General features: G+C 59.4%; 9 protein-coding genes. 8 read left to right on the top strand and 1 reads right to left on the bottom strand.

What is annotated here, in order from left to right:
- The 8 genes from HIJ39_RS21215 to HIJ39_RS21180 all read left to right on the top strand — a co-directional run.
- Window positions 1-595: GNAT family N-acetyltransferase (locus HIJ39_RS21215; protein ID WP_243239886.1), on the top strand; the 595-nt coding region annotated here is incomplete at its 5' end.
- A 109-nt stretch (window positions 596-704) separates the two neighbouring features.
- On the top strand, window positions 705-1,016 hold the full coding sequence (locus tag HIJ39_RS21210; protein WP_169103036.1) for a GNAT family N-acetyltransferase: 312 nt from the start codon (window positions 705-707) through the stop codon (window positions 1,014-1,016).
- A gap of 43 nt (window positions 1,017-1,059) precedes the next feature.
- Window positions 1,060-1,605, top strand: a complete 546-nt coding sequence (locus HIJ39_RS21205; RefSeq protein ID WP_169103035.1) for a hypothetical protein — start codon at window positions 1,060-1,062, stop codon at window positions 1,603-1,605.
- 657 nt (window positions 1,606-2,262) lie between these two features.
- Complete coding sequence (locus tag HIJ39_RS21200) at window positions 2,263-2,472, top strand: hypothetical protein (RefSeq protein ID WP_169103034.1); 210 nt, start codon at window positions 2,263-2,265, stop codon at window positions 2,470-2,472.
- A gap of 251 nt (window positions 2,473-2,723) precedes the next feature.
- Window positions 2,724-3,965, top strand: a complete 1,242-nt coding sequence (locus tag HIJ39_RS21195) for an MFS transporter (protein WP_169103033.1) — start codon at window positions 2,724-2,726, stop codon at window positions 3,963-3,965.
- 119 nt (window positions 3,966-4,084) lie between these two features.
- Complete coding sequence (locus HIJ39_RS21190) at window positions 4,085-4,513, top strand: hypothetical protein (protein ID WP_169103032.1); 429 nt, start codon at window positions 4,085-4,087, stop codon at window positions 4,511-4,513.
- Between the two features lie 37 nt (window positions 4,514-4,550).
- A complete protein-coding gene (locus HIJ39_RS21185; RefSeq protein WP_169103031.1) occupies window positions 4,551-4,775 on the top strand; it encodes a hypothetical protein in 225 nt (74 codons plus the stop codon).
- A 414-nt stretch (window positions 4,776-5,189) separates the two neighbouring features.
- Window positions 5,190-5,336, top strand: a complete 147-nt coding sequence (locus HIJ39_RS21180) for a hypothetical protein (RefSeq protein WP_169103030.1) — start codon at window positions 5,190-5,192, stop codon at window positions 5,334-5,336.
- On the opposite strand, the gene HIJ39_RS23855 is transcribed toward HIJ39_RS21180, so the two are convergent.
- The coding region (locus HIJ39_RS23855; protein ID WP_207711835.1) for a hypothetical protein at window positions 5,333-5,521 on the bottom strand (189 nt) is incomplete at its 5' end. The two genes, HIJ39_RS21180 and HIJ39_RS23855, sit on opposite strands and share 4 nt — an antisense overlap.

Raw genomic sequence — 5,521 nt, 5'->3', positions numbered from 1 at the left:
CCCAGGGTCTCACGGCCCGCCGACACAGCAACCGCGGTTCCCCCAGAATCTCCGGCCTTCAGGCCGGGGAGGTTCAAAGGCCATATTGCGAGATGGTCTGGTAGCATCAGAGAAGAAAAGGAGGACAGGTCCCATTACGATCACCATTCAAGCCGTTGACCCGAAGCGCTTGCCCCGCGACTTACTGTATCTGGCCGATCCCTCGGAAACTTTGGTCGAATTGTATCTTACTCGCGGACACGGTCTCGCCGCTTTTCAGGGTGACAAGGTGTTGGGCGTGCTGGTGTGGTTGGACACCCGTCCCGGGACTCGGGAAATTGTTAATCTGGCTGTACGGCCCGAGGAGCAGAATAAAGGGATTGGGCGTGCGCTTCTGGAGGCGGCATTAAGGGAAGCCCGCGAAGCCAACGTCCTATCCATAGAACTCGGCACGGGAAATTCCTCCATTGGCCAGTTGGCTCTCTACCAAAAATGCGGGTTTCGGATTGTCGGAGTCGACCCTGACTTCTTTCTTCGCCATTACTCGGAGCCCATTTTTGAAAATGGCATCCGATGCCGCGACATGGTGCGGCTTCGCTGTGACTTGGAGGGGTAGCGATGTTTTCACATCGTGTTCGATGCGGATTTAGCGGCATGGCGGACGATTGTTTCAGCTGACTCACGCGTCCTGGTCTTCCCTTCGCGAGGGGCTTCCCCTGGGTGATATGACTCAAACGGTGGAGGACACCCGTACATTTATTCGGTCAACCTTAACGCAGTTTGGCCGACACGACGGTTTTCAAGCGGCCCTTCTGTTTCGGGGGGAGATGGCGGGGGTTGTGGGATTCGACTGGGCTAACCGCCGTACCAGCATTGGCTGCTGGCCCTTCGAGGGCCGGGGGCTCATGACCCGCGCGGTGCGCGCCGTCGTCACTCAGGCATTTTCGGAATATGGCATGAATCGCGTGGAAATCCCGGCTAACCACTTCGTCGCATTCCGTAGGCCAGACCTAGACCTGGCGTACGGTTTCAATTAACGTTGGTGGCAGAGGAGCGGCTTCGATTTAGGGAGGGTCTATTTTGCTATTAAAACCCCGCTGGATTCTGGGGGGAGCACTGGCCGCGGTAATCGTGGGGGCTGGTATTCCGCTGGGTTGGCATTACCACGCTGTAGCGGATCAACAATATGCAGCGCGATCTGCGTTACGCGATGTCCACGCGGTTCAGCAATATGCATTCGGGCGCACTTATACCGGCGCGGCGGAGGGATTCCAATGTACGATCGTGGCCGGTGCCAGACCTTCGGATGCCTACGCTAAAGTATCGGGCACCTTTACCCTTACCTACAACAGAGCGAACCCACCCGGCGCGATATTGTGGTATTTTGTGATCGGTAAGCCAGGTCCCTCGTGGCCTCGTGTGATATTAAATTCGGAGGGGGAGAACGATGGTCCGTGGCCGGCGGTTCGTGTAGGACCGAATCGCTACTACTATTGGGTCATCCATTGGAACGGCTTGCCCGTAGAATTGACACCGCACGAATGGCGGACAGGACTTACATCTGCGACCGTGAAGCTGCACTTGGCGAACGGCCAGGACGTGGTGATACCCTTAAAGCCCAGTTAGGACTCCACGCAAAAGAACTGATTCATTTTGGGGTTGTTCGGCGATGATAGTTCCACTCGCCATGAAAGTTCTCGGGTACCCAATTGAGGGGCCACCACTAGTTTTCTCCGACGATGGGGAAGCGGCTGTCGCCAACACTGACGATTTGCCCCGTTTTATATGAGGTGCGGTTCGCCTGGCGCGACGCTCGTGGTCTGATTGGTGATTTAGGGCTAGTCCGCCCGCCGGGCGGACGGTATACAGGAAGAGCGAGCCTGAAAAGCCCCGGTCGATCTCCCTCCGGCGTGCCGGCTCTGCGGTCTGCCGCTTCCTTGAAGCGAGCAGAGCCGGAGGGGGGGTGTGAGCCTCCATCTTACCGCACCTGTCGCTGTCGCGATTGTCGGTTTGATCGGGCGATGGTTCTCGGTCGTCGCAAAAAGTAATCCGCACGGGAGAGTGGCCCGGCGGATTACGATGAGTCTCTAGCATGTTGCTACCGATCGCAGATCTCGGCGCTCTGTACGGCCTTCAGGCAATTTGGTCGAAATCATCGACGCGGCACCGGCTCACGACCTTTCACCCGAGGATCGCGCGCGGATTCTGCACAGCGCCCAGGGGTGGGAGCGATACTTACCGCGGCCCTATCCACACGGTATCCGGTGGTATGACGAGGAGACCGTGTTCGACTCCTGCTGGGAGTCGTACGAGTGGGTGTCCTCAGATATCTATAATGCCATTGGGGGAAATCAGTGCGTCGGCTACCGGACCGCCGATCAAAAGATGGCGGCGGCCTTGGTGTACGAGCTGCTCAACACGCGCGGGAACCCCACGTTTCAGATATTCGCGCGGCGCGAGGCGGAAGGGGACCGGCCCGACTGTCGGGTCTAGGTCGAACGGATCCAGCATCCGCTTAACGAACTCTAGGGGCGTAACTGCATTAACGAGCCGAAATTGGGGTCGAGGTTGGACGGGCAGAAATGTCTTCGCAAACACTGCTGTGATGCGTCCGTTACGATAAACTATCGGCGGAGAAACAAACTTCCTCCTTACATCGCTCTGGGTAAATACTCCTCATCCTTCACAGGTGACCAGGGGCTGGCGTTTGCAGAACAATCTCACCCCAGGGGGCTAAGGTCTATATGAAACGGGGTCTCTGGCGCAACCGCTATTTTGCCATCCTGCTTTCGGGGCAGTGGGTGTCCCAGGTGGGGAACACGCTGGGACTGATGGCGGTTTCCTGGTACATCCTCAGCGCCACCCACAGCCGGTCCGACTTAGGCTATGCCATGGGCGTCATCGGTTTGGCTGGACTGGCGGGCATCGTGGCCGGGGTTTTCGCCGACCGCTGGGACCACCGACGAACACTGGTGACAACAGACGCTTTGAGGATGCTTTTGAGCTTTCTAGTCGTAGTGGCCGCGCTCGAACATGACCTCAATGTGTTTTTGGTGGCCGGGGCGCTCTTCGCGCTCAATCTTCTCGGGACGCTCTTTTCCGCTGCAGAGGCCGCCTACCTGCCGGAAGTGACCGGGCCTGAAGAGTACGGCGACGCCAACGGCATTAATCAAAGCAGCGGAGCGCTCGCCCAACTGGGCGGACTGGGGCTCGGCGGTTTCTTGCTGGCGCTTGGTGGTCCCGTCCTGCTCTTTCTCCTGAACGGCATCAGCTTTGCGGTATCCTCAGGCAGTTTGGCCTTGACACGCCCCATTGCGCCGTTGCCCAAGAAAACAGCAAAACCCGCGTCCATCAGGGCCGATTTGCGCCAGGGTCTCAACGTCGTCCGGGACAGCGTCTTTCTCCGGCGCCTGATTCCCGTCGCCATCCTGCTGAACTTTGTGGCGGTGCCGCTCAACGTCATGGACGTGGCCTGGGTCCGTCAGGTGCTCCACATGGGGGCGGTCGCCTACGGGATATTCGGCGTCGCCATCTTGGTGGGCATCGTGGGCGGCAGCGCCTTCGGCAACACCCTGGCAGAATGGGTTGGTTTTGTACGATCGGTCATGGCGGGACTCACAGTAGCCGGAGCTGGGATCGCGGCCATGGCTATCTTCCCGCACTTCATATTCAATATGGGGTGTCTCTTCGCGGTCGGGGTGGGCATCGGTGCCGTCAACGCGGTCGTCAGTACCCGCATCATGGTGGCCACCGCGCCCGAACTCCGCGGTCGGCTGGCAGGGCTCTTGTCCGCGTTGTTGACCGTGGCCTCGCCGTTGGGCGCAGCCGTCGTTGGTTGGGCCAGCGGCCCCCTGGGGCTTCTGTGGTTGTTCCGGCTCTCGGGCCTTCTTATTTTCCTCTTGGCATTTGGGTTGATAGGGCTGCCCGACGCACCGGAGGCCCTGGTCAGTTCCCCCATGACCGAAATGCCGCTAGACCTTGACTAGCGCATCAGGCCACTGGCACTTGGGTTGGTGCCAGTGTGCCGTGATATCATGAAGTTACCCCGTCACCTGTCACCGTGAGATATCATGGCGAAGTCAGGCCCATTTCGGAGGTAATCAGCATGATCGGAATGCCTTTATCCGGCATTATCCCCGATACGCTGTTGACGTTCACGGACGTGATCTGCGACCAGGATGCGATTTGGTTTTACTTTACCATGGATCCACCCCTATCCAAGCCGCTCCCCGAGGATCGTTGGCCGGAGTTCTTATCGTGGCGAATTACCGTCACCGATGATTTGGGTACCGATTACACGGAGAGCGGTGGAGCCACGGGTACCGATGAGGGCGACCACACGGTACGACCGCCGTTTCCGGTCGAGGCCCGTGAGTTGACGGTGGTCATTCAGCCATGGATCCTGCGCGATCAACCCTGCTACCGGTTCACCATCCCCACCGCGCGTATTCTGCGCGTGAAGTCGCCCGCCGGAAAGCGGGGGAATCCGCGCGCCTTTCTCCGCGGCTGGCGCTTTGGTGCAGACAAACCTTGAAATGCGGGGCTGGGAGTGTTCGACCCCGTGAGATCGAATGGCAAGTCAATGGCCCCAGCAGTGGACCGCCCTCGATGAGGTGTATGGTCCGATGGAGTGGACCGTCAGGGTGGCGCAAGAAGTTAGTCAGGCGGAGCCTGCATACGACATCTGGCTCCATTGGCATGAGAGCCGCGTGATGATCGTCGACGCGCGGAACGGCATGCGGAATTGGTGTCCGCTCTGCCCGGAGTCGAGGGGCGATACCGTCCAGCGGTTTTAGGTCGCCCCGGAACGGCGTCCATTTGTGGACGAGGACGAGGCGCTCGCGCGCCTTTCTGCGTGGATTCGTGAGCGCTCGCTGGGCCGTTTTCTACTGAGTCCCCAAATCACGGAAGAACTGCACCTGCGAGATCAACCCCGACTGATCCAGGGGGGACGTGCACGCGACCCTCGGACGACTCATCGGGCGACTCAGTGAGCAACCGCTGCCGGGGAGCCGCTTTTGTCGCCACGTCCGGGAACGAGACCCGAATGTGCATCATCCCATCCCGATTTTCGTGCTGTGGTGGTCTGTGAGCAGCGACGACTCCACGAACCCGTGTTTTTGCGCCATGGGATTGGCAGCTTGGTCATCCCAGAGCATCCAATCCGATAGCCTTCCCGAGGCCGCCCAGGCGCCGGATAACGGGGACCTATGGCGGCAGTGCATGCGGTGCACGAACACGGGGTTCACGTCCTCGATCCCGATGACATCGACTGCCCGGACTGCCAGCGGGTGGCCGAGTGGCGTCGAGACCACGGGCCGGAAGAACCGCTGCCGGAGGACATTCCCGCATTTTAAACAACCGGGGAGTTTTCACGGTCCGACGACGGACCGGGAGTACTCGGTCTTCGTGAAAGCCGAATACTTAACAATCCTAATAAGCGGTATTCGGGGGTTGCGCCTTGAAAGCTCAAGGAACACGTGCCGCCTGCAATGGTGGCCAGAGTAAAGCTTAGCCGTGCAGCCAGGAAACCGTGATGTGC

The sequence above is a fragment of the Sulfobacillus harzensis genome, from assembly GCF_012933365.1.
GTDB lineage: Bacteria > Bacillota > Sulfobacillia > Sulfobacillales > Sulfobacillaceae > Sulfobacillus_B > Sulfobacillus_B harzensis.
The sequence above is the reverse complement of the archived record's forward strand: the minus strand, read 5'-3'. Positions and strand labels throughout refer to the sequence as shown.

What these genes read in the sequence shown, in the direction of transcription:
- HIJ39_RS21195 (WP_169103033.1), top strand. Translation starts at nt 2,724, where the DNA reads ATGAAACGGGGTCTCTGGCGCAACCGCTATTTTGCCATCCTGCTTTCG.
- HIJ39_RS21190 (WP_169103032.1), top strand. Translation starts at nt 4,085, where the DNA reads ATGATCGGAATGCCTTTATCCGGCATTATCCCCGATACGCTGTTGACG.
- HIJ39_RS21210 (WP_169103036.1), top strand. Translation starts at nt 705, where the DNA reads ATGACTCAAACGGTGGAGGACACCCGTACATTTATTCGGTCAACCTTA.
- HIJ39_RS21180 (WP_169103030.1), top strand. Translation starts at nt 5,190, where the DNA reads ATGGCGGCAGTGCATGCGGTGCACGAACACGGGGTTCACGTCCTCGAT.
- HIJ39_RS21185 (WP_169103031.1), top strand. Translation starts at nt 4,551, where the DNA reads ATGGCAAGTCAATGGCCCCAGCAGTGGACCGCCCTCGATGAGGTGTAT.